The 21452-nt window shown below is 60.5% G+C and carries 26 protein-coding genes; 16 read left to right on the plus strand and 10 right to left on the minus strand.

Features of this window, described 5'->3' with window-relative positions; genetic code table 11:
* The first annotated feature begins 4 nt into the window (after nt 1-4).
* From ABD819_RS13635 to ABD819_RS13685, 11 genes are all read left to right on the plus strand, one after another.
* Nucleotides 5-1060, plus strand: a complete 1056-nt coding sequence (locus ABD819_RS13635) for a prohibitin family protein (protein ID WP_345125228.1) — start codon at nt 5-7, stop codon at nt 1058-1060.
* Nucleotides 1061-1151: 91 nt separating this feature from the next.
* On the plus strand, nt 1152-1418 hold the full coding sequence (locus ABD819_RS13640) for a hypothetical protein (RefSeq protein ID WP_345125230.1): 267 nt from the start codon (nt 1152-1154) through the stop codon (nt 1416-1418).
* A 44-nt stretch (nt 1419-1462) separates the two neighbouring features.
* Nucleotides 1463-1963: a hypothetical protein gene (locus ABD819_RS13645; protein ID WP_345125232.1), complete on the plus strand. Its 501-nt coding sequence runs from the start codon at nt 1463-1465 to the stop codon at nt 1961-1963.
* 57 nt (nt 1964-2020) lie between these two features.
* A complete protein-coding gene (locus ABD819_RS13650) occupies nt 2021-2545 on the plus strand; it encodes a hypothetical protein (RefSeq protein ID WP_345125233.1) in 525 nt (174 codons plus the stop codon).
* 117 nt (nt 2546-2662) lie between these two features.
* Entirely contained in the window at nt 2663-3001 is a 339-nt protein-coding gene (locus ABD819_RS13655) for a hypothetical protein (protein WP_345125234.1), read from the plus strand.
* Nucleotides 3002-3107: 106 nt separating this feature from the next.
* Nucleotides 3108-3569, plus strand: coding sequence for a hypothetical protein (locus tag ABD819_RS13660; protein WP_345125235.1), 462 nt, complete (start codon nt 3108-3110; stop codon nt 3567-3569).
* Between the two features lie 75 nt (nt 3570-3644).
* A complete protein-coding gene (locus tag ABD819_RS13665; protein ID WP_345125237.1) occupies nt 3645-5387 on the plus strand; it encodes an ABC transporter substrate-binding protein in 1743 nt (580 codons plus the stop codon).
* Nucleotides 5388-5544: 157 nt separating this feature from the next.
* Nucleotides 5545-6846 carry a glutamate-1-semialdehyde 2,1-aminomutase gene (gene hemL / locus ABD819_RS13670; protein WP_345125239.1) on the plus strand — a complete coding sequence of 434 codons (1302 nt, stop codon included), beginning with the start codon at nt 5545-5547 and terminating at the stop codon, nt 6844-6846.
* 147 nt (nt 6847-6993) lie between these two features.
* Entirely contained in the window at nt 6994-7878 is an 885-nt protein-coding gene (locus ABD819_RS13675) for a hypothetical protein (protein WP_345125241.1), read from the plus strand.
* A gap of 234 nt (nt 7879-8112) precedes the next feature.
* Complete coding sequence (gene dcd / locus ABD819_RS13680) at nt 8113-8652, plus strand: dCTP deaminase (RefSeq protein ID WP_345125242.1); 540 nt, start codon at nt 8113-8115, stop codon at nt 8650-8652.
* A 131-nt stretch (nt 8653-8783) separates the two neighbouring features.
* Complete coding sequence (locus ABD819_RS13685) at nt 8784-9329, plus strand: hypothetical protein (protein WP_345125243.1); 546 nt, start codon at nt 8784-8786, stop codon at nt 9327-9329.
* A 117-nt stretch (nt 9330-9446) separates the two neighbouring features.
* On the opposite strand, the gene gldC is transcribed toward ABD819_RS13685, so the two are convergent.
* Both gldC and dnaN read right to left on the minus strand, forming a co-directional pair.
* On the minus strand, nt 9447-9845 hold the full coding sequence (gene gldC, locus ABD819_RS13690; protein ID WP_345125244.1) for a gliding motility protein GldC: 399 nt from the start codon (nt 9843-9845) through the stop codon (nt 9447-9449).
* A gap of 85 nt (nt 9846-9930) precedes the next feature.
* Nucleotides 9931-11055, minus strand: a complete 1125-nt coding sequence (gene dnaN / locus ABD819_RS13695; RefSeq protein ID WP_345125245.1) for a DNA polymerase III subunit beta — start codon at nt 11053-11055, stop codon at nt 9931-9933.
* A 152-nt stretch (nt 11056-11207) separates the two neighbouring features.
* Between dnaN and ABD819_RS13700 the strand changes: the two genes are divergently transcribed.
* Together ABD819_RS13700 and ABD819_RS13705 are read left to right on the plus strand one after the other, a co-directional pair.
* Nucleotides 11208-11387, plus strand: a complete 180-nt coding sequence (locus ABD819_RS13700; protein ID WP_188560759.1) for a hypothetical protein — start codon at nt 11208-11210, stop codon at nt 11385-11387.
* Entirely contained in the window at nt 11375-11668 is a 294-nt protein-coding gene (locus tag ABD819_RS13705; RefSeq protein ID WP_345125247.1) for a type II toxin-antitoxin system RelE/ParE family toxin, read from the plus strand. Before ABD819_RS13700 ends, ABD819_RS13705 begins: the two co-directional genes overlap by 13 nt.
* Here ABD819_RS13705 and ABD819_RS13710 read toward each other — a convergent pair.
* The 5 genes from ABD819_RS13710 to ABD819_RS13730 form a co-directional block, all read right to left on the minus strand.
* Nucleotides 11665-11925: a hypothetical protein gene (locus ABD819_RS13710; RefSeq protein ID WP_345125248.1), complete on the minus strand. Its 261-nt coding sequence runs from the start codon at nt 11923-11925 to the stop codon at nt 11665-11667. The two genes, ABD819_RS13705 and ABD819_RS13710, sit on opposite strands and share 4 nt — an antisense overlap.
* A 43-nt stretch (nt 11926-11968) precedes the next feature.
* The gene (gldG, locus tag ABD819_RS13715; RefSeq protein WP_345125249.1) at nt 11969-13705 is read right to left on the minus strand and encodes a gliding motility-associated ABC transporter substrate-binding protein GldG; all 1737 of its coding nucleotides are present in this window, start codon (nt 13703-13705) and stop codon (nt 11969-11971) included.
* A 45-nt stretch (nt 13706-13750) separates the two neighbouring features.
* Nucleotides 13751-14476: a gliding motility-associated ABC transporter permease subunit GldF gene (gene gldF / locus ABD819_RS13720; protein ID WP_345125250.1), complete on the minus strand. Its 726-nt coding sequence runs from the start codon at nt 14474-14476 to the stop codon at nt 13751-13753.
* 114 nt (nt 14477-14590) lie between these two features.
* A complete protein-coding gene (gene gldA / locus ABD819_RS13725) occupies nt 14591-15499 on the minus strand; it encodes a gliding motility-associated ABC transporter ATP-binding subunit GldA (RefSeq protein WP_345125251.1) in 909 nt (302 codons plus the stop codon).
* A 139-nt stretch (nt 15500-15638) separates the two neighbouring features.
* Nucleotides 15639-16331: an SDR family oxidoreductase gene (locus ABD819_RS13730; RefSeq protein ID WP_345125252.1), complete on the minus strand. Its 693-nt coding sequence runs from the start codon at nt 16329-16331 to the stop codon at nt 15639-15641.
* A gap of 43 nt (nt 16332-16374) precedes the next feature.
* Between ABD819_RS13730 and ABD819_RS13735 the strand changes: the two genes are divergently transcribed.
* On the plus strand, nt 16375-17157 hold the full coding sequence (locus ABD819_RS13735) for a GIN domain-containing protein (RefSeq protein ID WP_345125253.1): 783 nt from the start codon (nt 16375-16377) through the stop codon (nt 17155-17157).
* Nucleotides 17158-17196: 39 nt separating this feature from the next.
* On the opposite strand, the gene ABD819_RS13740 is transcribed toward ABD819_RS13735, so the two are convergent.
* The gene (locus tag ABD819_RS13740; RefSeq protein WP_345125255.1) at nt 17197-17922 is read right to left on the minus strand and encodes an SDR family oxidoreductase; all 726 of its coding nucleotides are present in this window, start codon (nt 17920-17922) and stop codon (nt 17197-17199) included.
* 99 nt (nt 17923-18021) lie between these two features.
* Between ABD819_RS13740 and ABD819_RS13745 the strand changes: the two genes are divergently transcribed.
* Both ABD819_RS13745 and ABD819_RS13750 read left to right on the plus strand, forming a co-directional pair.
* Nucleotides 18022-18753, plus strand: coding sequence for an MlaE family ABC transporter permease (locus ABD819_RS13745; RefSeq protein ID WP_345125257.1), 732 nt, complete (start codon nt 18022-18024; stop codon nt 18751-18753).
* Between the two features lie 108 nt (nt 18754-18861).
* Nucleotides 18862-19677 carry an ABC transporter ATP-binding protein gene (locus ABD819_RS13750; RefSeq protein ID WP_345125258.1) on the plus strand — a complete coding sequence of 272 codons (816 nt, stop codon included), beginning with the start codon at nt 18862-18864 and terminating at the stop codon, nt 19675-19677.
* Between the two features lie 182 nt (nt 19678-19859).
* Here the strand turns inward: ABD819_RS13750 and ABD819_RS13755 are convergent, their stop codons facing one another.
* Nucleotides 19860-20375: a YfiT family bacillithiol transferase gene (locus tag ABD819_RS13755; protein ID WP_345125260.1), complete on the minus strand. Its 516-nt coding sequence runs from the start codon at nt 20373-20375 to the stop codon at nt 19860-19862.
* 308 nt (nt 20376-20683) lie between these two features.
* On the minus strand, nt 20684-21307 hold the full coding sequence (locus ABD819_RS13760; protein ID WP_345125262.1) for a bifunctional nuclease family protein: 624 nt from the start codon (nt 21305-21307) through the stop codon (nt 20684-20686).
* Nucleotides 21308-21452: the final 145 nt, after the last annotated feature.

The raw sequence follows: 21452 nt of genomic DNA on the forward strand, positions 1-21452 counted from the left end.
TGTCATGATACGCCCTCCGTATTCTTCATCCCACCTGCTTTGGCACCGCGCCAGGGCAGCGCGCCCCCGGCCCGCCGGGGCGGCCCCAGGCACGCCTACGATGTCGAGCTCAGAGGCCATCCGGGCGTTGGTCGAAACCTTTGGGTCCTATTGCTGGCACCGCGCCCTGCTGGTGCGGGGCCGGCGCACGGTGGCCGGCCTGCTGCTGGCCGGGGCTGCCCTGCTGGGCGGGGGCTGCACCACGGTGCGCCAGGGCGAAGTAGGGGTGAAGCGCACCCTGGGCCGCCTCGACCAGCAAGTGGTGATGTCGGGGCCCAAGGCGTTCAACCCCTTCCTGACCACCATCATCAAGGTGCCCGTCACGACGCAGAACCTGGAGATTCGCTCCAGTCTGCCGTCGAAGGAAGGCCTTTCGATTGCGTCGGATATCTCGATTCTCTACCGGGTGAAGGCCGACCAGGTGCCCGGCATTTTGCAAACCACCGGTTTGGGCTACGAGAACGTCCTGATTCTGCCCGTGTTCCGCTCGGCGGCGGCCGATGTGTGCGCCCGCTACTTTGCCAAAGACATGCACAGCGCCGAGCGCTCGGTGATTGAAAAGGCCATTCTTACCCAGATGAACGGAGTGCTCACCATCCGGGGCTTCGAGATTGAGAACGTGCTGCTTAAGAACATTGTCTTGCCCGGCGGCCTGGCCAAGGCCATTGAGGACAAGCTCGAATCGGAGCAGGAGGCCCTGCGCATGGAGTTCCTCAAGCAGCGCGAAACCCGCGATGCCGAGCGCCGCGTGATTGAGGCCGAGGGCCAGAAGCGCATCGCCGTGGTGCGGGCCCAGGGCGAGCAGGAGGCCAACATCATTCAGGCCAAGGGCAAGGCCGAGGCTATGCGCATTGAGGCGCAGGCCGTGCGCCTCACCAACCAGCTCATCAACCGCGACCTGACCCCGGCCGTGCTCAAGTACAAGTCCATCGAGGCCTTCCGGGAATTGGCGAAGTCGCAGAACGCGAAGACCATCATCACCGACGGCAACACACCCCTGGTTAACACGCTGGCCCAATGACGATGACCCGGTTTGCGCTTGTGCTCGCCGCGTCGCGGTCGCCGCCTCGGGTCGCGGGCCGTTGGCTGCTGGTGCTGGCCCTGCTGCTGGTGTGGCTGCCGCACCCGGCGCGGGCCTGCTGCTGGGGTTCGAGTATCCGCTGGCGAAGAAGGTGCTGCTGATGGGGGATTTTATCTCGGGCCGCAACGCTACCAGTGTTTCGGTGCTGGGTATCAACTACCTTGCTACGCGGCGAGTGCAGCTGTGCCTGGGGGCGCTGGTGCCCAACCCCGGCAGCCATAACCGGGCCGGGGTGGTGTTCGAGCTGAACCTGCTGGGCTATGATGCCGAAGACGATGCCCCGCCCGGCGGGCACTGAGCCGCCTTCTGTTTTTCCGTTTCACGCCCTAAGTTCACTTCGCCATGTATCGCTCGCTGCTGTTGCTATTCGTGTTGCTGCTGCCCCGCCCGCCGGCCGCGGCCCAGGACCTGGAGCTGATACAAAACCGGGCCTTTCAGGTGACCTACGCCGTGCCCCCGCGCTGGGCCCTGACGCATCAGCGCACCGACTCGGTGGAGGTGCTGCGCTACCACAGCCCCGACGACGATGCCCGGCTGTGGGTGGGGCAGCTGCGGGGCCGGCACGCCAAACTGCCGCCCGCCCGCGCCTTGCAGCGGCTGCTGCGCCACCTGGGGGCCACCCGCCACGAAGAGCACCGGATGTCGTCGCACGGACTCGACTTTCTGGAGAGCACCGGCACGTGCTTCGTGGGGGGGCGCGAGCTGCGCTACGATGCCCGCGTGACCACCTACCAGGGCCATCTGCTGCTCGTGTATGTGTACGCTACGCCGGCCGTGTTCACAACCCAAGCCCCGCTGCTGCACCAGATGCTCGACAGTGTCACGCCGCAACGGGGCAAGTAGCCGCCCCGGCCGGCTGGTCATTTCACTTTTTTCATCAACCTTTTTCCATTCATCGCCATGAAATCTATGCTTTTGCTGCTCGCTTTGCTGCTGCCGTTGGGCCTGTGGGCTCAATCTGAACCCGAAATACACTACGAGTCCGTCCGTAGTCCCCAGTACCAGCTCCAGTACCAGGTGCCGACCGGCTGGGACCAGCTGCGCCAGACGAATGATACCACGGTGTCCGTGACCCACCTCAGCCCCGGCCGCGACTTGATGCTTTACATCGGACAGCTGCGTGGGGCCGCCACCCGCATGACGCCCGACCAGGCCCTGTACCACCTGGCCGAGCAGTTCGGCATCACGGTCAATAAACAGTTTTCCACCACCTACAACGGCATTCAGTTTCTGGAAACCACCGGCTCGGGCAACCGCGACGGCCAGCTGCTGCGCTACGATGCCCTGGCCGCCCGGCACCGGGGCCACGTGCTGCTCGTCTGCGTGTCGGGCACGCCCAGTGCCTTTGCCACCCACGAGCCAGTGGTGCAGCACATCCTGCACAGCCTCGCTACCTACAAGCCGCGGCAAGCGCCGCGCCCCTAGCGCGGTTTGTAAAGCAGTGTACTGAGTTGGGAATTAAGAGTTATAAGTTAAATATTTGACAAACTGAATTTTAATCCTCAACCCTCAACCCTTAACTCTCAACTCTTAACTCTCCTTATGATACTCTTCAACCTGCTCACGATGAGCGCCCGGCATGCCCGCGAAGCCACCCAGCTAGTGCTTACCCAACACCTGGCCACGGACGTGTTCGTGGACGAGGCCATTGACAACTATTGTCTGGGGGCTGATGGCACCGTTGGCGTCCAGCCCTTGTACCGGGTGCTGTTTCTGACCAAGGCGCTGCTCTACCGGCGCATCGAAGAGCTGCTGACCACGCATTTTCCCGGCAACGACTTCCGCATCTACGCCACGGCCGTCACCCACGTCAACGATGCCGAGGCCAACCGGGTGCGGCAGCTCTGCGCGACTGAGCCGGCCGGGGCGGGCGCTGTCTGATGGGTAGGCGCTGCCCGCCGCCAACTGTCTTTTTCCCCAACCTTATTTTTTCATTCCCATGTAACCCACTTCTGTTTCTTCGCACTGGATTTTTCTGGCGTACCTGGTGCTCACGTTCTACTGCCTGGGCGCGGCTGTCATGAACGAGTTTATGGAGCATCAGAGCTGGGCCGACCTTGGCCCTTACCTGATTGCCAGTGACTTCGCGGCCTGGCACCTGGCCACGGCCCAGCACATCGTGCCCTTCCTCACCGTGTCCGCCGTGCTGCTGAGCGGCGTGCTGGTGCTGCTCTGCTGGCAGCGGCCTGCGGCCGTGCCCCGGCCCGCGCTATTGCTGGCCCTGGCTTGCCACGCGGTATTCTGGGCCTCCACCATATTCGTGCAGTGGCCCCTGGAAAGCGCGCTGAGTGAGGGCCAGTTCTCGCCCGATATGATGACGCGCCTGCTGCGCACCGACTGGCCGCGCAAGGTGCTGCTGGTGGTTGAGGCCCCGCCGGCCGTGTTCATGGCGCATCGGGTGCTGGGTGCGGCCAGCGCCGAGGCGAGCCGCGAGCTGGCGTGGCGCTAAGGCTGTCGCCAACGGTGGGCGTAGCGGGTGCGGCCGGGCGTTGCGTACTTTTGCGCTGCTCTCTTCGCATCCCCTATGCCCATTGTTTTTTTTCGCCAGCCGCTGGTTTCCTGTTGGCTGTTGAGCTTGCTCGTATTGATTGGAGGTACCCCCGCGCTGGCCCAAACGCCCGCTAAGCCCCGGCCCACCGCCGTGCCCCCCGCCGAGGCCTCGGTGCGCTACCGCAGCGGCAAGTCGCAGCTCGACCAGGGCCACTACGCCGCCGCCCTGGCCCAGCTCGAACCGCTGGCCCAGCCCACCGCCCGCTTCGCCCGTGCCGCCGATGCCGCCTACCTGGCCGCCGTGGCCGCCGCCCGTCTCAAGCAGTGGCCCGAGGCCGAGCAGCTCCTCAACCTGCTCCGCACTGAGTACCCGACCTACCCTAACCTGCCCGACGTGCTGTTCCTGCAGGGTCAGGCTTCCTTCGAGCAGGAGGATTTCGATACCGGCCTCAAAGCCCTGGCGCAGCTGCCGCCCGACAAGCTCACCCCCGAGCGCGAAGCCCTGAAAGTCGTCTACCTGCCCCGCATCAAGGAGCGCACCACCTGGCTGCGCAACCTCAAGCGCTACCCCGACGATGCCACCCTGGCCCGCGCCTACGCCGACCGCCTCGTGTTTGGCGGGGCTTACACCGATGCCGACCGCCCGCAGCTCGATGAGCTCATCGGCAAGTTCGGCCTCGACCGCGCCCGCTACACGCCGCGCCCCCGGGTCGGCAAAAAGTCCAGCTACAACGTGGCCGTGCTGCTGCCCTTCGAGCTCAATGACCCCAGCTGGCAGACCCAGCGCAAAAATCAGTTCGTAACCGACCTCTACGCCGGCCTGCGCCTGGCCCAGGACAGCCTGCAACGCGCCGGCCACCCCATCCAGCTATTCGCCTACGACACCGGGGCCGACACCCTGGCCCTGAAGCAGCTGCTGACTCTGCCCGAGCTGGCGGGCATGGATTTGCTCATCGGCCCGGTGTATAAATCGGGTGCCCGGCTGCTGGCCCGCTACGCCCGCGAGCATCAGATTGTGTGCGTCAACCCGCTCTCGCAGGATGGCGACCTCGTGCTCGATAACCCCTGGCACTACCTCTTCGCGCCCAGCGCCGCCACCCAGGGTCGCGCTGCCGCGCAGTTCGCCCTGAGCACCTACGGCGCGGGCCGGCCCGGCATCATTCTGCACGAAGACAGCAAGGACGAAACCGCCTTTGCCAACGCCTACAAAGCGACTTACGAGGGCGAGGGTGGTAAAATCAGCACCTTGCGCCGTTTCAACCCCGATGTGGACGAGAGCCTGGCCGCCGCCTTCGCGGGCCTCGACATGGCTAATGCCAGCCACGTAGTAGTCGCTTCCGATAACCGCCGTATCGGGCCCTATGCCATTCGGCAGCTTCAGCTTCAGCCCGCCGCCACGCGCCCTGGCCTGGTAGCGCCCGGCTCCTGGCTCGACAATCCGCGCCTCGACGTGGGCCAGCTCAGCGCCCCCGGCCTGTATTTTGTGCAGCCCAAGTATTTCGCCGAGCAGGGGCTGGGCTACCGCCGGTTCCGGCAGCTGTACCTGCAGCGCCAGCGCCTGCCGCCGTCGCAGTTTGCCAGCCAGGGTTTCGAGATGCTCCTGTATTTCGGCACGGCACTGTTCCAGTACGGCCCGGCTTTTCAGGCCAATCTGGCCGGAGCCGAGCCGGTACCCGGTGCCATTTTCGATGGCCAGAGCTACAGCGGCGGTGCCCACGACAACCAGGTAGTGCCCATTGTGAAGCTCAGCAACCTGGAGTTGCAGGTGTTGCGGTAAAACTGCAAATTCAGCCCAGCCATTCACATTTGGCCCCTGAATTTGTTGTACTCTGCGTACCTCCGCGTTTTTCTCCGCGCACCTCTGCGGTAACTTCTCACTCGCCTCTCCCCACATCCCAAACGGGTCAGCTCAACGACTCCCCCCTCCGATAACCATGCTCAATCTCACCACTTCCACCGCCCTCTTCGAACGCGCTAAAACCCTCATTCCCGGCGGGGTAAACTCGCCGGTGCGGGCCTTTCGCTCGGTGGGCGGCTCGCCCGTGTTCATGGCCAGCGCCCACGGCGCCTGGCTCACCGACGTGGACGGCAACCGCTACATGGACTTCATCAACTCCTGGGGTCCGATGATTCTCGGCCACGCCCCGGAAGTGGTGCTCGACGCCGTGCGGGCCGCGCTGCCCAACTCGCTCAGCTTCGGCGCACCCACCCACCGCGAAGTTGAGATGGCCGAGCTGATTCGGGAGATGGTGCCCAGCATTGAAAAAGTGCGGCTCGTGAATTCCGGCACCGAAGCCTGCATGTCGGCCGTGCGGGCGGCGCGGGGCTACACCGGCCGCGCCAAAATTATCAAGTTTGAAGGCTGCTACCACGGCCACGGCGACGCTTTCCTGATTGCGGCCGGCAGCGGGGCCCTCACCGCCGGCGAGCCCGACTCGGCCGGCGTGACCGCAGGTGTGGCTCAGGACACCCTCACCGCGCCCTACAACGACCTGCCCGCCGTGCAGGCCCTCGTCGCCGCCAATCCCGGCCAGATTGCCGCCCTCATCCTGGAGCCCGTAGTAGGTAATATGGGCCTCGTGGTGCCCGCCACCGGCTTCCTGGCCGGCCTGCGCGCGCTGTGCAACAACCACGACATCGTGCTCATTTTTGATGAGGTGATGACCGGCTTCCGCCTCGCGCCGGGCGGGGCCCAGCAGCTCTACGGCATCACCCCCGACATGACGACGCTGGGCAAAATCATCGGCGGCGGCCTGCCCGTGGGCGCATACGGCGGCCGTGAGGACATCATGAACTGCGTGGCTCCGGCCGGCAAAGTCTACCAGGCCGGCACACTCTCCGGCAACCCGATGGCCACAGCCGCCGGCATGGCCCAGCTGCGCTACCTGCACGAGCACCCCGAACTCTACACCGCCCTCGAAGCCAGCAGCGCCCGCCTCGCCGACGGCACCCGCCAGATTGCCGCCGAGCTCGGCCTGAACTACACCGTGAACCGCGTGGGCTCCATGTTCAGCCTGTTCTTCACCGATAAGCCGGTGCATAATCTCGACGATGCCAAGCAGTGCGACACCGCCGCGTTCGGCCGCTACTTCCACGGCATGCTCAACCGGGGCATCTACCTCGCGCCCTCGCAGTTCGAGGCCCTGTTCGTGTCCACGGCCATCACCGATGAGCTGGTGGAGATGTACCTGACGGCCTGCCGCGAATCGTTGGTAGAGGCCCATCGCGCAAAGTAGCGCGAAGTTGAAAAATCAAGTTTCGCAAAGGCCGCCTAATCCCGGCCTATCGAGGTATGAACAGTCGCCGGCCTTTGCGAAACTTAATTTTTCAACTTCGTGAACCGCAGGAAGGCGGAGCCAAACCTTGCGCTCTACCTTTGCCCGATGTTAAAACTACGCCTGTTAAGCTTTTTTCTGCTCCTCACGGCGCTTGCTCACGCCGAAACCCCGGCCCAGGCCAACAAGCGCCTCTTCGATAAAACCATCGATGAGCTGAACTTCCGCACCATGGAAACGGTGTACGACAAGTCGTTCACCCGGGGCAAGTTTCCGCTCACGCTACGCACCGCCGCCGCCCGCCGGCAGTTCGACGGCTTCGGTACCAATGCCGGGCTCAAGCAGCTGTTTTTGAACTACAACGGCATTGCCGAGCGCTATAAAAACCGCTTCGGCAACGGCCCCATGACGTTGGCGGAGTTCGAAAAACAGCTCAAATCGGTGCTGCTGGACAAGAATTTCGAGTTCTTCATCCACAACCTGCCGCGCGATGAGCGGGTGGCCCTGGTGCGGGCCGAGCAGCGCCTCATTCAGCAGGCCACCGCCCAGTTCAATGCGTCAGGGGCCGAAGAAACGGCCGCCATTCCGCCCGCCGACATCGACGCCCAGCCTGAAGCACCCGTCACGGCCCCGCTCACCACCCACGATGCCGACAACAATGAAGCCGCTCCGGCCGACGAAGTGCCCCTGACCAGCGCGCCCGCTGCCAGCACCGGCCCCGCCGCAGCCCACGACTGGCTCGACTACTTCACCCTGCTGCTCAGCCTGACCAGCGTATTGCTTCTGGCCCACCTCATTATCAACGTGCTGCCAGGTCTCAGCCGCCGCATCAACAACCTGTCGGCTGACCCCGAGCCGGAGCCCGAGCCCCGCAGCCTGGCCAGTCGCCTGCGGCCCACGCGCTCGCCCGGCCTGCGCGAAGACCGGTACGAGGACGATGAGGACGACGACGAAACGGAACGGCCTCAGCCTTACCGCCACGACGACGACTAAGAGGCAATCCGAACAGGCCGTCATGCCGAGCGCAGCCGAGGCATCTCGCCCGCTTTGTTGAGGTGGCGGCTGATTACTGCTGCACGCGAGATGCCTCGGCTGCGCTCGGCATGACCGTTCTTTTCTTGCCTATTCGGATAGGCTCTAAGGAGCGACAGAAACGTTATCTACCGGTCGTGCTTCGGCAGGCTCAGCATGACGGTCTGCTTTTTTAAGATTTACCAATCCCCACCCATGATTCTTACTGACCAGCAAATCCTTGCGGAAATCGAAAAAGGCGCCATCGTTATTGAGCCGTATGACCGCAGCTGCCTGGGCACCAATTCCTACGATGTGCACCTTGGTAAATACCTGGCCACCTACCGCGATGAGGTGCTGGATTCCCGCAAGCACAACGAAATCGACACCTTTGAAATACCCGAGGAGGAAGGCTTCGTGCTGCAGCCCGGCAGGCTCTACCTTGGCGTGACGCAGGAGTACACCGAAACCCACGCCACCGTACCCTTCCTCGAAGGCAAGAGCAGTGTGGGCCGTCTGGGTATTGATATTCACGCGACGGCCGGCAAGGGTGATGTCGGCTTCTGCAACTATTGGACGCTGGAAATCAGCGTATCGATGCCCGTGCGGGTGTACCGCCACATGCCCATCGGCCAGCTGATTTATTTCACCGTGCAGGGCGATGTAGCCACGCTGTACAATCGGAAAGAAAACGCCAAATACAACGAGCGGACCGATAAACCGGTGGAGTCGATGATGTGGAAAAACAACTGGTAACATATTCGGTGGGCACTATATCACCCCCATAATCCAGAACCGGAAGCCAATTTTCTTCGTTTAATTGGGTAACCGGCTGGTTAGCTACTGGCCCGGTCCTTGCGTAAGTGCGTAACGAAACCCCTACGACGATGACGAAGAAAACCGCTTTTGCCTCCCTTATTTTGGCCCTCTTGGCCGGTACTGCCAGTGCCCAGCAAGCATCCGTTGGCCCCGTTGCAGTGCAGGATAAAACGCAGTCCAGCCCCCGCCTCAATCCCGTGGAAGCCCGCGCCGACCGCCTGAGTAACAAGATGGTGCGCGACCTGCGCCTCAATAATTACCAGGCCACCAAACTCCGGGCCATCAACGCCGATAAAATCGCCAAGATGGCGGCCATCGAGCGTAAGAACGCAGGTAATCCGAAACTCATTGACGAGCAGTGCAACGGCGTTTGCAAAGAGCGCGACAAGGAGTTCCAGGATTTTCTAAGCACCGACCAGTATAGCGCCTACTTTGGCTCCCGCGCCACTTATTACCAAGCCGATAAGGACTATGCCAGCCAGTCGTCCAGCATCCTGCTCGCCGATGCCGTGCAAAATCCTGCTCCCGTTCGCGCCAACAATGCCTCGGTAGCACCGGCCCGCACCAAGCCGGTTAATCGGCCCGCCGGCAACCTCGGCCGGAACGCCCGATAAAAACCGTAGCACACGCTTTAGCTTGTGCATTGCTTGAAGTAAAAAAAGAAAAGCCCCGCCGGAATTATCCAACGGGGCTTTTTCATGTCCAATTAACCCACGCTAAAGCATGTGCTACTAGCCGTTCTGTTCCTGCCGGTCCAGATAGTCTGACAGCTCTTTGCAAAGCTCCCGCATCATATCGGCCATTTTCTTGTCGTTGGTGGCCGTTACGATATTCTCAGCCATCGAACCGATGTTATCGACGCAGAAGCGCTTCATTTCGTCAATCGGCATGTCTTTGGTCCAGAGGTCAATTTTCATGGTGCCCGCCTGCTCCCGGTCCCACAGCGCGATGTTGATGGCCTTGGCAAAGTGGATGTCCGGGCCCGCATCGGTGGCCGACCAGCTGATGGCCTCCGGCACCTTGTTGTCGTCGAGGGCAATGCTAAAGCGGATTTCTGATTTTTTCATGGGTTGTATATCGAAACGATAAAAGAAGAACGTCATGTCGAGCGTAGCCGAAACATCTCGCATGCAGCAGTAAACCAGCAGATTGGATTACTTCCACACGCGAGATGTCTCGGCTGCGCTCGACATGACGTTCAGGTAAAACGTTCTGCTAAACGTAGTTATTGAGCATCACCGGCATCACCAGCATCAGGATACTCTCGTTGTCATCGGCCTGAGTGGGCATGAGCAGACCGGCGCGGTTGGGCGTGCTCAGCTCCAGGGTAATTTCCTCGGAGTCGATGTTGGAGAGCATTTCGAGCAGGAAGCGGGCGTTGAAGCCAATTTCCATGTCCTCGCCGTCGTACTGGCAGGTGAGGGTTTCCTTGGCTTCATTGCTGAAATCGAGGTCCTCGGCCGATACCACCAGCTCGGAGCCGGCCAGGCGCAGGCGCACTTGGTGGGTGGTTTTGTTGGAGTAGATGCTGATGCGGCGCACCGAATTCAGCAGCTCGGCGCGGTTGATGATGAGCTTGTTGGGGTTGCTCACCGGAATCACGTTTTCGTAGTCCGGGTAGCGCTCGTCAATCAGGCGGCACACGAGGCGCATCTGGTTGAAGGAGAAGAAGGCGTTGCTCTGGTTGAACTCGATTTTCACCGGCGTGGCCTCCGAGGGCAGCGTGCCTTTCAGCAGGTTGAAGGCTTTGCGCGGGATAATGAGGTTGGCGGTCTGGCCGGCGCCCACGTCCTGGCGGCGGTAGCGCAGCAGGCGGTGCCCGTCGGTCGCCACGAAGGTTACCTGCGAGTCGGCCAGCTGCACGAGAATGCCGGTCATGGCCGGGCGCAGCTCGTCGGTGCTCACCGCGAAAATGGTTTTGTTGATGGCCCGGGCCAGCGACGACGACGGCATCTCAATCGGGGCCGAGCCCTTCACCACCGGCACGCGGGGGAAATCGGCGGCATTCTCGCCGGCCAGTTTGTAGCGCCCGTTGGCCGAGCTGATTTCGATGGTGTAGGTTTCCTCGTCCAGCGTGAAGGTCACGGGCTGGTCGGGCAGGTTCTTCAGCGTATCGAGCAGGATGCGGGCGGGCGCGGCGATGCGGCCGGTGTCGCGGGCCTCCACGGGCAGCTCGGTAATCATGCTCGTCTCTAGGTCGGAGGCGGTGATGGTGAGCTTACCGGCCTCAATCTCAAAGAGAAAGTTCTCCAGAATGGGCACCACGGGGTTGTTCGTAACCACGCCGTTGATGCTTTGCAGCTGCTTGAGCAGCGCGGAGGATGATACGATGAATTTCATGGTGCGAGGCTGGGGATGGGGGTTGGCGGAGGGCAAAGATAGGGGGTTGGGTTGGGCTTTGGAAGGGCGGCCGGGATTTGTGAACGGCTATTCTGGTAATGCCGTTTCTTTGAAGCTAAGCTGTATATTTAACAGACTAAATCACCTTCGCCATGACCAAAGAAGAAGTAATTGAGGCAATGAATACCTTGCCCGAAAAATTTGACCTCGATGCCTTAGTCGAGCGCCTTATCTACGTTGAGAAAGTTGAAGAAGGCTTCGCGGCAATTGAGCGCGGAGAGTCCAAGACACACGAAGAAGTAAAGGAACTAGTGAAATCATGGCGCAAATAATCTGGTCGAATCCTGCTATTAAGGATTTGCACCAATTGCGCGAATTTTATTCGCAGTTCTCCGAGGGCTATGCCGACCGGCTTATTGATAAGCTGATTGCACGAGTGGATATTCTGATAAACTTCCCTCAGAGCGGCCGCATGGCCCCACAGTTCAAGGACGGACTTACGCGAGAGTTAGTCAGCGGCAACTATAGCATCATTTACCGAATTCAGGATGCCGATACGGTTACCATCTCACGCATTCAAAGCAACGCGAAGCCGCTCACAAGGCTGAACTAAACGCGCATCCAGTTCAAAATTGGCGTTACGATTGCCAGAATCACCAAGGCTGCCATTGCCAAGGATAGTAGTGCAGCTATTGTATTCAATACGACGACCCGGCCGACGTTGGTGTAGCTATTTTCATACTCACTCGCTAACTCCTTTTGCACGCGCGCCTTATTCCGGTAGCGGAGAAATAAATACGCAACGCCGATTGGCGCGAGCACCAAAAAGGCAATGACCTCCCCGAAGACTGCGCTGAATATTTCTTCCATGATGTGCGGGATTAAAGCTGGGTAGGTAAACGAAGCTACTGGGTTACGCCCCAAACCCCGCATACCGCCGCTTGCGCCGCCACGCCCGCACCGCCCCAAACAACCCCAGCAGCCCCAGCGGCGCGCCCAGGTTCAGCAGCTGCCAGCCGCGGCGCTGTTCGGCCAGCTTCACTTTGTCGAGGGGGCGGAGGGTGATTTGTTTGCCGCGCACGGCGATGAGGCCGGTTTCATCAAGCAGGTAGTCGGTGGCGTTCAGGACCAGCTCGCGGTTGGCGAACTCGGTGTTAGCGAGGCGGTCGAAGCCCAGGCGGTAGGGGTTGCCGGTTTTGGGGTCGATTTCGGAGCGGATGAAGTCGCCGTCGGAAAGCACCAGGACTTTGCTGGGCTTGGCGTTGGCCGGCTTCTCGGGCTGGAACTGTAAGGTGCCGGGCCGGGCGCGGTTGGCGAACAGCGAGGTAAACTGGCCTTCGAGCAGGTAGCCCACCGGCTGAAAGCCTTTCTGGTAGAGCTTGGGGTTAGGCTCCAGACGAGCGTCGTTGAAGTTGATGGGCACCGGGGCGGGCAGCACGCGGGTGTAGCGTGAGGTGCTGAGCAGCGCGGTTTTGCGGATGCCGGTGGCCTTCACCGTGTCGAGGTTGCCGGTGAATTTCAGGTACACCGCGTCGAGGTTGCGGGTGATGGGGTGGGGGCTAAACTTGTTGATGAGCGGGTAGAGCTGCCAGGGCATGGGCTCGATTTTGGGCTTGTTGCCATCCATGCCGGTCACGAGCGGAATCTGGCCGCTGTTCAGGTCGAGCAGCAGGTTCTGGTTCAGGCGCAGGCCGTATTTGAAGAACAGGTCGTCGAGGTTGAGGTCGTAGGGCGTGGCCAGGGCCACGCCGTTGCGGGCCACGCTGTCGAGGTCCACGCGCAGGGCATCGACGAAGAACATGGCCCGGCCGCCCTGGGTGATGAACTGGTCGAGCTTGAACTTATCGTCTTCGGAATACGGCGTTTTGGGCTGGGCCACCACGATGGCATCCAACGCGCTCAGGTCCTTTACCTTGCTGAGCGTCACGCGGAACACGTCGTACTGCTGCTGCCAGCTGCCGAGCATGTCGCCGGCCTGCACGTTGGTTAGCTCGCCGTGGCCTTCCACCACGCCGATGCGCTTGCGCAGGGCCGGCACCAGCGTGCGGATGGTGCTGGCCAGCTCGTATTCCAGCCCTTCGATGCTTTGGTTGAGGCGCACATCGGCGGGGGCGGCCTGGTTGCCGCGCAGCAGGAGCACCGATTTGTCTTTGCCGCCCACGCTCACCACGGCGTAGGGGAAGATGATTTTCTCGACGCGCTTGCCGTTTTCGGTGGCACCGAGGTTGGTGGGTTTCAGGCCTTTCTTGAACAGCGAGGTGTAGAAGGCATTGCGGGCGGCTTCGGTGCTGGCCGCGCTGGGGTCGATGAAAATGTAGTTCAGGTTGGCCCCGCCATAGACCTGGAACTCGGTCAGGGTTTCGCGCACGCCCTGCTCCAGACGGCGGAAGGCGGGTGGGAAATCGCCGGTGAGGTACACCGTGACCGTGACCGGCTGCTTGAGGTCGCGCAGCAGCGCCTTAGTGGCCGGCGACATGGTGTAGCGCTTTTCCTCAGTCAAATCGAGCCGGAAAAAGAAGCGTTGGGCAATAAAATTGAACAGCAGCAGCCCCCCGATAATGGCGGCAAACGTGAGCAAGTCGCTGCGTTTTCGGGTTGTAGCGTATGCTTTAGCTTGCGCTGGTTCGAACGAGTTTTCGGATGGATTCATAGGTGCTAATTGATGGCAGATGGGAACAAGCTAAAGCGTGTTCTACTACCAATTTCGACTCCGTAAAGCCAGGCGCGTGGCCTGCAACGCCACCGCCACCACACTAAAGAAATAAACCAGGTCCCGCGAGTCAACCAAGCCTTTGCTTAAGTCGCGGTAATGCGCCGCGATGCCCAATTGGCTCACGTAATAAGCCGAGCTGCCTTGTAGCACGGAAGCCAAAGAATCGAAGCCGGAATAAATCAGAAAACAACCAACCACCGCCACCAGAAAGGCAATAATCTGGTCGCGCGTGAGGGCCGAGGCCAGCACGCCGATGGCTGCGAAAACTGCCGCCAGCAGCGCCAAGCCTAAATAAGAACCTACCGTAGCGGCCGAGTCAATATTGCCTTCCGGACTGCTCAATTTATACACGGAGAAATAATAGAGCAACGTCGGAATTAAGGCCAGTAAAGCCAGTAATAAACACGCTAAATATTTGCCGCCAATTATCTGTCCGTCAGTGAGCGGGCGAGTCAGCAGCAGCTCAATTGTCCCCGCTTTTTTCTCCTCCGCAAAGGTGCGCATAGTAATAGCCGGAATCAGGAACAGGAATATCCAGGGAGCTAAGTTGAAGAGCGTCTGCAGGTCGGCGTAGCCGTAGTCGAGCACGCTGCTATCGGGGAAAACCCAGACGAACAGGCCGGTGGCAATCAGAAAAACCCCCAGCACCACGTAGGCGACGGGGGAGTTCAGGAAGGCGTTGAATTCTTTTTGGAGTATTGTTAGCATATGTTTTGACCGTCATGTCGAGCGCAGCCGAGACATCTCGCGTGCAACAGTAATTAGTTACCCGAGCGAGATGTCTCGGCTGCGCTCGACATGACGTTCCTTAATTCTTAGTTCTTACTTCGTCAATTCCCCAAAAACTTCTTCCAGGCTCTGGTGCTCCTGCCGCAGTCCGAGCAGAATCCAGCCTTCCTGCCCGGCCAGGCGCGATACGGCGGCGCGCACGTCGGTACCCGGCGCGGTGCGCAGCAGGACCGCGCCATCGGGGGCCAGCTCGACGTGCCGCACGTTGGGCAGCCTGGCCAGCTTGGCGGTATCAACCGCGCCCTCAAACTCGGCGCGAACCACGGTTTCGCCGGCGGCGCGGGCGGCCAGCTCGGCTACCGGGCTGTCGGCCACCAGCTTGCCCCGGCTGATGATGAGCACGCGCGAACACAGGGCCGTGACTTCGGGCAGAATATGGGTGCTGAAAATGACGGTTTTATCCTCGCCCACCTCGCGGATGAGCTGACGGATTTCCAGAATCTGGTTGGGGTCGAGGCCGGTGGTGGGCTCGTCGAGAATGAGCACGTCCGGGTCGTGGATGAGGGCCTGGGCCAGGCCCACGCGCTGCCGGTAGCCCTTGCTGAGCGCCCCGATTTGCTTGTTTTGCTCGCGGCTCAGGCCCACGCGGCGCACCAGCTCGGCCACGCGGGCTCGCAAGCCGGAGCCCCGCAGCCCGTGCACTGAGCCGATAAATTCGAGGTACTCGTGCACGTACATGTCGAGGTAGAGCGGGTTGTGCTCGGGCAGGTAGCCCACGTGGCGGCGCACTTCCAGGCTGTCGGTGAGCACGTCGTAGCCGGCCACGCGCACGGTGCCGGCGGTGGGAGGGAGGTAGCCGGTGGCAATCTTCATGGTCGTGCTTTTGCCCGCGCCGTTGGGCCCGAGAAAGCCCACGATTTCGCCCTTACCCGCCGTGAAGCTGATGTTGTCCACGGCGTTTTGGGTGCCGTAGGTTTTGGTCAGGTGCTCGATTTCTACCATGTGGAACTGAGTATCAGAAAGAACGTCATGCTGAGCGAAGCCGAAGCATCTCTACTGCGCAAGTAATTAATTAGTATTGAGGTAAAGATGCTTCGGCTGCGCGGACGCCAGATGAGCATGACGTTCTTTCAAAATCAACTCATTTCACCTGCGCCGGCCGCAATTGAATTTCCGAAATCATCGTGGTGTCCGGCGCTTCAATAGCGTGTACAATGGCAGCGGCAATGTCTTCGGGCTGCATCTTGTGCGGGTCGGGCGTGGCACCGGGCTCCTTGCCGTTGAAGTTGGTTTCGACCGAGCCGGGCATGACGCACGTCACCCGAATACCGTCCGGCCGCACTTCCTTAAACAACGCATCAGAAAAGCCGCGCACCGCGAACTTCGTGGCGCAGTAGCCTGCCATGCCGGCCGTGCCCGCCGTGCCAGCCAGCGAGGCCACATTGACGATGTGGCCCAACTGCTGCTGTTTCATCTGCGGCAGCACGGCGCGGGTGCAGAGGAAGGTGCCCAGCACATTGGTGTCGAACATCGTTTTCCAGTCCTCCGTCCTGAACCCATCAATATCACCCATAATGCCCAGGCCGGCATTGTTCACCAGCACATGAATTTCGGGCCCCAGCTCGCGCCGGGTATTGGTGAAAGCTTCCGTTATGGAATGTTCATCCTGCACGTCGCATTCGAAGAACTGAAACTGGTCGTGCGCCAGGTCCTCGGGAGCGGTGCGGGCCCAGCCGGCCACGGCGGCCCCGCGCGCCAGCAGCGCTTCGACGGTGGCGCGGCCAATTCCTTTGCTGGCGCCGGTCACGATGGCAACTTTACCGGTAAGGTCCATTTATCTTTGGGAAAAGTAAGGAATGCAAATGCACTGTACGAGTTTGCGGCCGCAAGTTAGCGGCCCCGGAGGGTTTGGGGTTCTGCGCGGGCTGGCCCGCGCCGGTATAGTGCTGGCCCTGATGGCCGGAATGACGGCCTGCGCCCCCGGCCACGGGGCCGATTGCCTGAAAAGCACCGGTGCCGTTGTTACGCATCGGCGGGAGGTAGCCGCCGGCCTCATCACCGTTTCGGCCTACGATAATGTGGACCTGCGCCTCGTGCAGGATACCCAGACCTATGCCGAAGTGCGCGCCGGCGAAAGCCTGATTGACGATATCACCCTCACCCGCAACGGCAATACCCTGGAAATTGCCAACACCAGCAGCTGCAATTGGACCCGCAGCTACGACACGCCCCGCGAGGTAACGCTGCACGTACCGCGCATTACCGACGTATTTCTGCGCGGTCAGGGGAATGTCAGCACCGTTGGTCAGTTTCAACAGGATACTATTTTCTTCCACCTGGTGGGAGCCGGCGACTTTGACCTGAACGTGCAGGCCCGCCAGCTATTCATCGACCAGTACGAGCTGGGCGATGTAAAGCTGAACGGGACGGCCATCGAGATGAACTTCACGGTGGGCGGCTCCGGCCGGCTTTTCGCCTCGGGCCTGATGCTGCGCCGCTGCTACTTCACCATGACGCGTGACAGCAACGGTGATGCCCGCGTGCGCGCCGCCGACGCCGTGGCCGGCATCGTGGCCGGCAATGGCACCCTGTACTACGGTGGCCCGCCCGCGTTCACGGATATCCGCGTGACGGGCAAAGGAGGTAAAAAAGCGGAGTAAGGTTGTCCGACTGAGCGCCGCTCAGCCGGACAGTCCCGATTACCCCAAGTCCCCCAGCTGCGGGCGAATCAGCAGCTCCTCCACCACGGCGTGGGGCGACATCGAGAAGGCGGAGAATATAGCCTCCGCCACGTCTTCGGCCTGCACAAACCGCTCGGGGGGCAAGTCGACTCCGGCCCAGCTGGCCGTGAGGGTGGGGCCGGGCAACACGGCGGTGACGCGCACGCCGCTGGTTTTCAGCTCTTCGCGCAGGTTCTTGCTGAAGCCCAGCAGCGCGTGTTTGGCAATGCCGTAGGAGCCCCCGTTGGGGTAAGCCATGATGCTGGCCGTGGAGCAGATATTGAAGATGTGGCCCCGGCCGCGGGCAATAATGCCGGGTAGCAGCGGCAACGTCACGTCGTAGGCGCTGAGCAGGTTCACGGCCAGCATCTGGCGAAGCTGGGAGCCATCGAGCGGCTCGTCCTGCAGGCGGCCGGGCACGAAGGCCCCGGCGTTGTTCACCAGCACCTCAATGGGTAAGCCCAGGGCCAATACGAAGGCCGCGAAACAGGCACAGTCTTCGGGCCGGCTGAGGTCGGCGGGCAGCGTGTGCAGCACGGCCCCGGGAACATCGGCGGCCATGGCGGTTGTGAGGGCGGCCAGGTCGGGGGCCGACCGGGCGCAGGTGGCCACCGGGTAGCCGGCACGCAGAAACCGCGATACCACGGCCTGACCGATACCTTTGCTGCCGCCGGTCACGACAATTAAATTTTCGTTGGTTTGCACTGTGTTCGCGTGATTTTACGTAAGGTTGCGGGTTGCCTCTTTTATCGCCGAGACCAACACCCTGGCCCAACCTACGGTTTTTATTCTTAGTTATTTCTCATGCTTAAAACTTTCGGCTCGTTCGTCCTCTTCCTGCGCGGCATGGTTACGCGCACCGAGCGATTCAGCGTACTGTGGACGCGCACCCTCGACGAAGCCATTCTCATCGGCGTCGACTCGGTGGTAATTGTATCTATCGTGTCGGCCTTTATCGGGGCCGTAACCTGCGTGCAGATTGCCTACAACCTCACCAACCCGCTCATTCCGCAGTCCACCATCGGCTACATGGTGCGCGAAATGACCATTCTGGAGCTGGCCCCCACCATCACCAGCATCGTGCTGGCGGGCAAGGTGGGCAGTAGCATCGCCGGCGGCCTGGGTACCATGCGCATCACCGAGCAAGTATCGGCGCTGGAGGTGATGGGTATCAATTCAACTTCGTACCTCGTGCTGCCGCGCATTCTGGCGGCGCTGCTCATGTTCCCGCTGCTGGTCATTCTGGCCATGCTGCTCTCCATTCTGGGCGGCTACCTGGCGGGCACCCTCACCGGCGTCATGACGGCCCAGGACTATATCGAAGGCATTCGGACCGATTTTATCCCTTACAACATCCTCTTTGCCCTCATCAAGGCCGTGGTGTTTGCCTTTCTGGTTTCGGGCATTTCCTCCTTCAAAGGGTATTACACCACCGGCGGAGCCCTCGAAGTGGGCGCGGCCAGCACCGGAGCGGTTACCAATTCCATTATCGCCATTCTACTGGCCGACTTTGCCCTGGCCGCCCTGCTCCTTTAAGGCAATGAGTGAATGGGTGAAGGAGCGAATGAATGAATGATAATTCCATCATGTAGCTCCTGAAATCCTTCACCCATTCGCTCCTTCACCCATTCACTCATTGATTTCATGATTGAAGTATCCAATATTGAAAAGTCATTTGACGGCACGCCCGTGCTCAAAGGCATTTCGTGCGTGTTCGAAACCGGCAAGTGCAACCTCTTGCTCGGTGGTTCGGGCACGGGCAAAAGCGTGCTGCTGCAGTGCATTGTGGGCCTCATGAAGCCCGATATCGGCTCCATCACCTTCGATGGCACGGTGTACACCAACAGCAAAATTGACATCCGGCAGGAAATCCGGCGCAAAATCGGGATGCTGTTCCAGGGCTCGGCTTTGTTCGACTCGATGACAGTGGCGCAGAACGTAGAGTTTCCGCTCCAGATGCTGACCCCCGAAATGACGCCCGAAGAGCGCCGCGACCGGGTCGAATTCTGCCTCAAGCGCGTGGGCCTCGAAAATGCCGGCAACAAGATGCCCGCCGAAATTTCGGGCGGCATGAAAAAGCGCGTGGGCATTGCCCGCGCCATCGCCCCGCAGTGTACCTACCTGTTCTGCGATGAGCCCAACTCCGGCCTCGACCCCGCCACCAGCATCAAAATCGATAACCTGATTAAGGAAATTACCCACGAATACGACATCACCACCGTCATCGTGACGCACGACATGAACTCCGTGATTGAGATTGGTGAGCACATCATCTTCCTCCATCAGGGGAAAAAGCTCTGGGATGGCACCAAGGATGAAATCCTGAACGCGACCGTACCCGAGCTGCGCGACTTCATTTTCAGCAGCAGCCTGGTGCGCGCCGCTAAGCGCGTCGACGATGAAACGGAGGGTGGCATCTCCGCCTTCGCGGAAGAAAGCGAAGCCGGTGGCGGTATCTAAATCACTGAATCGCTGATTGCCGCTGATTAACCGTGATTTCGCTGATTATCGGCGAGACCAAAGTGCAACTGCAAGTCAGGCTAGAGGAAAGTGACAAGTCAATATAAAACCAAAAAAGCCGTTCAACTGAGCGGCTTTTTTTGGTTAAAAAAATCAGCGAAATCACGGTTAATCAGCGGCAATCAGCGATTCAGTGATTTGAGGTGGGCCAGATGGTGCTGCCCGTGCCAGACGTACAAGGCCAGGGCCTGGTCGAGGGTGAAGGTGTGCTCAGTGGCGGGGTGGTAGAACGTGCGCTGCCACTGCGCATCGGTGAGGTGCTGTAGCAGCGTCACCCAGCGCGTGTGCAGGGCCTCCAGCAGCGTGAGCGACACCGTGACGGGCGTGGCGGCTACGTCGGGCAGCTCGGCCCAGGCTTGCTGGTCGTAGGGGCGCACCGTGGGGTTCTCCTCCGTCAGGGCCAGGCGGAAGCGGAAGTAGCAGTTCATGTGCGAGTCGGCGAGGTGATGGATAACCTGCCGGCCCGTCCAGCCGCCGGGGCGGTAGGGGCGTTGCAGGCCCTCGCCGCCCACTTCCCGGGCCGTGGCCGTGAGCTGGGCTGGCAAGTCAGCCAGCTGTTGAATGAGAGCGGTGCGTTCGGTGGCACTCAGAGGGCCGTCGGGCAGGTGGGCGTGGCCAATGGGATAACTGAGGTCCATGCGATTGAATTAAAAATGAAGAATTAAAAATTAAAAATTTGGGGCTGCCAGAATTAAGAAGTAGTGCCTAAATAATCGTCACTAAAAAAGCACGTCATGCTGAGCGAAGTCGAAGCATCTCGCGTGTGGTAGTAACTCAATCGATTGGTTTACTGCTACACGCGAGATGCTTCGACTTCGCTCAGCATGACGTTCAAATTCGTGTCGATTATTTATCCATAACTACTTAAAAAAAAGCTGATGGATTGAGAGTAAGCTCCCAGTCCATCAGCTTTTTTAATTCTTAATTCTTCTTTTTTAATTGCTCCTTAGCCGTTGCGCTTGTTGAGCTCGTCGCGGATTTTGGCGGCTTTCTCGTAATCTTCTTTTTCGAGGGCCTGGGCCAGCATTTTGGTCAGCTCATCGAGCGAGACCTGGCCGCTGGGCTCACGCGGCTCGGGGGTAGCCCGCGGGGCGCGGGGCGTGTCGTCATCCTCGTCGTCGTCCTCTTCGGCATCGCCTTCGGTGTCGGCTTCGTCGAGGTCGGAAAGGATGATACCGGCTTCGCTGAGTACGGTTTCAACTGTAAAAATGGGCACCCCGAAGCGCAGGCCGATGGCAATGGCATCGGAAGGCCGGGAGTCGATATCGAACGTGGTAGCCCCGTCGGAGCACACGATGCGCGAATAAAACACGCCCTCCTTGAGGTCGGAAATCACTACTTCCAGAATCACGACGTGCACGTGCTCGGCAAATGATTTGAACAGGTCGTGGGTGAGCGGGCGGTTGGGGCTGATTTTTTCGATTTGAATGGCAATGCTTTGCGCTTCAAACATGCCAATAATGATGGGCAGGCGGCGATTGCCGCCCTTCTCGCCCAGAATCAGCGCGAAGGAACCAGACTGCGACTGGCTGGACGAAAGGCCCAGGATTTCAAGCTGGATTTTTTTCAAGGGAATAGGGTGAACTGGGTGTCGGAGTGCTTAGGACGGATTGAAAGGCCCACAAAGAGGCCAGGCAGCTATGAAGTACGTGCAAATAAAGAAAAGTCCGGCTATCTGCCGTCGAAAATGCCCGAAAATAACCTCTGCCGCAAAA

Source organism: Hymenobacter antarcticus (genome assembly GCF_039539545.1).
Lineage (GTDB): Bacteria > Bacteroidota > Bacteroidia > Cytophagales > Hymenobacteraceae > Hymenobacter > Hymenobacter antarcticus.

Bases quoted from the DNA above. Each gene is read 5' to 3' on its own strand.
- ABD819_RS13755 (WP_345125260.1), bottom strand. From the start codon at position 20,375: ATGGACCTCAGTTATCCCATTGGCCACGCCCACCTGCCCGACGGCCCT.
- ABD819_RS13665 (WP_345125237.1), top strand. From the start codon at position 3,645: ATGCCCATTGTTTTTTTTCGCCAGCCGCTGGTTTCCTGTTGGCTGTTG.
- ABD819_RS13635 (WP_345125228.1), top strand. From the start codon at position 5: ATGATACGCCCTCCGTATTCTTCATCCCACCTGCTTTGGCACCGCGCC.
- ABD819_RS13645 (WP_345125232.1), top strand. From the start codon at position 1,463: ATGTATCGCTCGCTGCTGTTGCTATTCGTGTTGCTGCTGCCCCGCCCG.
- ABD819_RS13675 (WP_345125241.1), top strand. From the start codon at position 6,994: ATGTTAAAACTACGCCTGTTAAGCTTTTTTCTGCTCCTCACGGCGCTT.
- ABD819_RS13650 (WP_345125233.1), top strand. From the start codon at position 2,021: ATGAAATCTATGCTTTTGCTGCTCGCTTTGCTGCTGCCGTTGGGCCTG.
- gldF (WP_345125250.1), bottom strand. From the start codon at position 14,476: ATGCTAACAATACTCCAAAAAGAATTCAACGCCTTCCTGAACTCCCCC.
- ABD819_RS13710 (WP_345125248.1), bottom strand. From the start codon at position 11,925: ATGGAAGAAATATTCAGCGCAGTCTTCGGGGAGGTCATTGCCTTTTTG.
- hemL (WP_345125239.1), top strand. From the start codon at position 5,545: ATGCTCAATCTCACCACTTCCACCGCCCTCTTCGAACGCGCTAAAACC.
- ABD819_RS13750 (WP_345125258.1), top strand. From the start codon at position 18,862: ATGATTGAAGTATCCAATATTGAAAAGTCATTTGACGGCACGCCCGTG.
- gldC (WP_345125244.1), bottom strand. From the start codon at position 9,845: ATGCGAGATGTTTCGGCTACGCTCGACATGACGTTCTTCTTTTATCGT.
- ABD819_RS13655 (WP_345125234.1), top strand. From the start codon at position 2,663: ATGATACTCTTCAACCTGCTCACGATGAGCGCCCGGCATGCCCGCGAA.
- gldA (WP_345125251.1), bottom strand. From the start codon at position 15,499: ATGGTAGAAATCGAGCACCTGACCAAAACCTACGGCACCCAAAACGCC.
- dcd (WP_345125242.1), top strand. From the start codon at position 8,113: ATGATTCTTACTGACCAGCAAATCCTTGCGGAAATCGAAAAAGGCGCC.
- ABD819_RS13745 (WP_345125257.1), top strand. From the start codon at position 18,022: ATGCTTAAAACTTTCGGCTCGTTCGTCCTCTTCCTGCGCGGCATGGTT.
- ABD819_RS13685 (WP_345125243.1), top strand. From the start codon at position 8,784: ATGACGAAGAAAACCGCTTTTGCCTCCCTTATTTTGGCCCTCTTGGCC.
- ABD819_RS13730 (WP_345125252.1), bottom strand. From the start codon at position 16,331: ATGGACCTTACCGGTAAAGTTGCCATCGTGACCGGCGCCAGCAAAGGA.
- ABD819_RS13700 (WP_188560759.1), top strand. From the start codon at position 11,208: ATGACCAAAGAAGAAGTAATTGAGGCAATGAATACCTTGCCCGAAAAA.
- dnaN (WP_345125245.1), bottom strand. From the start codon at position 11,055: ATGAAATTCATCGTATCATCCTCCGCGCTGCTCAAGCAGCTGCAAAGC.
- ABD819_RS13705 (WP_345125247.1), top strand. From the start codon at position 11,375: ATGGCGCAAATAATCTGGTCGAATCCTGCTATTAAGGATTTGCACCAA.
- gldG (WP_345125249.1), bottom strand. From the start codon at position 13,705: ATGAATCCATCCGAAAACTCGTTCGAACCAGCGCAAGCTAAAGCATAC.